Origin of the sequence: Mesorhizobium sp. M4A.F.Ca.ET.020.02.1.1 (assembly GCF_004022645.1) — a bacterium.
Taxonomy (GTDB): domain Bacteria; phylum Pseudomonadota; class Alphaproteobacteria; order Rhizobiales; family Rhizobiaceae; genus Mesorhizobium.
Window position 1 is genome coordinate 1 of record NZ_RZOI01000848.1, and the last position, 2,366, is coordinate 2,366.

General features: G+C 67.2%; 2 protein-coding genes. Both read left to right on the forward strand.

Going from position 1 to position 2,366, the window contains the following annotated elements; all coding sequences use genetic code 11:
• A partial coding sequence (locus EN742_RS32060) for an ATP-binding protein (protein WP_128333732.1) occupies positions 1-1,254 on the forward strand: 1,254 nt, incomplete at its 5' end.
• 30 nt (positions 1,255-1,284) lie between these two features.
• Positions 1,285-2,366 (forward strand): FAD-binding oxidoreductase (locus EN742_RS32065; protein WP_148670409.1); only part of this gene is annotated, 1,082 nt, incomplete at its 3' end.

Sequence of the window (2,366 nt, forward strand, 5' to 3'; positions counted from 1 at the left end):
CCGCCGCGCCCTGCGGCTGTTCCCGCCATTCCCGATGCGGCCTTCGCGGCGATCGGCGCGCGGCTCTCCGGCATTCTCGACGAAACGCAGAAGACGACGCTGGCCGGCTTCCGGCTGCTCGATCCCCGGGGCGTGGTCATCGCCGGGCGCGAGGAGGTCGGGCAGTCGCTGGCCGGCGTCGAGGAGGTGCGCGCCGCACTTGCCGGCCGCTATGGCGGCGCGCTCCGGCTCAGGATCCCCGACCAGCCGGCGCCGCCGCTCTATTCGGTTAGCCGAGGCACCAGGGTGCGCGTCTTCGTCGCCCTGCCGGTCGAGGTCGAAGGCCGGGTCGCCGGCGTGGTCTATCTGTCGCGGACGCCGAACAACATCGTCAAGCACCTCTACGGCGAGCGCGGCAAGGTGACCCTGGCGGCGATCGCGATTGTCGGCGGCACGCTGCTGATCGGGCTGGTCTTCCTGCGCACGGTGAGCCGGCCGATCTACGGGCTGATCGAGCGCACCAAGCGCATCGCCGCCGGCGATCGTGAAGCGATAAAGCCGCTCGACCATCACGGCACGCGCGAGATGGCCGAGCTTTCCGCCGCCTTCCTCGACATGGCCGAAAAGCTGCAGGCGCGCTCCGACAGCATCCAGACCTTCGCCACCCATGTCTCGCACGAGCTCAAATCACCGCTGACGGCGATTCAGGGGGCGGCGGAATTGCTGCGCGATTCCGGCGATGCCATGGACGAGGCCGAGCGGAAGCGGTTTTCCGACAATATCGTCACCGATGCCGGGCGACTCAATCTGCTGGTCCGCCGCCTGCTCGAGTTGGCGCGCGCCGAAAACCTAGCGCCCAGCGGCGAAAGCACGTCGCTCGAGGCGGCATTGGCGCTGCTGCCGGCGGACAACCGGCTCACGGTCCGCGTCGAGGCCGGCGGCGGGGTCGGCCTGAGTATCTCGGCCGAGAACGCGGCGATCGTGCTAGCCAATCTCATCGACAATTCGGCGCGGCATGGCGCGAGCCTGGTTTCAATCTCTGCCACGAACGCGACCGAGCGGGCGACCGTCTTGGTCAGCGATGACGGCGCCGGCATTTCGCCGAGCAACCGCGGCAAGGTGTTTGAGCCGTTCTTCACCACGCGGCGCGAGACCGGCGGCACCGGCATGGGCCTCGGCATCGTGCTGGCCCTCCTGAAAGCGCATGATGGCACGATCAGGCTGGTTGACAGCGAGCGCGGCACGCGCTTCGAGATCAGCCTGCCGGCGGCGTGAAGGATGCCGCAGGCTGGATCGGAGGAAGAAGTGCGCTACGACATCGTCATCATCGGCGGGGCCATCGTCGGATCCTCGGTCGCCTACTATCTGCGCGAGGAGGGATTTTCCGGCTCGATCGCGCTGGTCGAGCGCGATCCGCAATTTTCCCATGCGGCGACGACGCTGTCGCTGGCCTCGATCCGTCAACAATTCTCGATCCCGGAAAACATCCGCCTGTCGCAGTTCACGCTAAAACTGTTCCGGCGGCTGCAGGAAACTTTTGGCGCCGAGGCCGATATCGGCTTTCGCGAGGGCGGCTATCTGATCCTTGCCGGCGACAACGGGCTGCCGATCCTCAAAGCCAATCACGAAGCGCAGATCGCCGAGGGCGCCGACATCGTGCTGGAGGACCCCGAGCAACTGACGCACCGCTTCCCCTGGCTGTCGGCCGAGGGAATTTCCGCCGGCGCCTATGGCCGCACCGGCGAGGGCTGGTTCGACGCGCATGCGCTGCTGATGCTGTTCCGCAAGGCGCTGCGCGACAAGAAGATCGATTTCATCACCGCCGACGTCACCGGCATCGCGCGCGAGGGCAACCGCGTGACCGGCGTCAGTCTCGACAATGGCGAAAAACTCGAAGCCGGTATCGTCGTCAACGCCGCCGGCCCGAATGCTGGCAAGGTGGCGGCCTTTGCCGGACTCGCGCTGCCGGTCGAGCCGCGCAAGCGCAACGTCTTCGTCTTCGAGGCGCGCGAGAAATATGCCGACATGCCGCTGCTGGTCGATCCCAGCGGCATCTATGTGCGGCCGGAAGGCTCGGTCTACCTCACCGGCGGGGCCGAACCAGAGGAAGGCGACCATGCTCCCGATCCCGCGGATTTCGACGTCAACTGGCCTCTGTTCGAGGAGGTGATCTGGCCGGCGCTCGCCACCCGCATCCCGGCCTTCGAGGCGATCAAGCCGACGCGCGCCTGGGTCGGCCACTACGACTACAACACGCTCGACCAGAACGCGGTGATCGGGCCGCATCCGGAGGTCGAGAACTTCCTGTTCGCCAACGGCTTTTCCGGCCACGGCCTCCAGCAGGCGCCGGCGGTCGGCAAGGCGCTCTCCGAGCTGATCGTGCATGG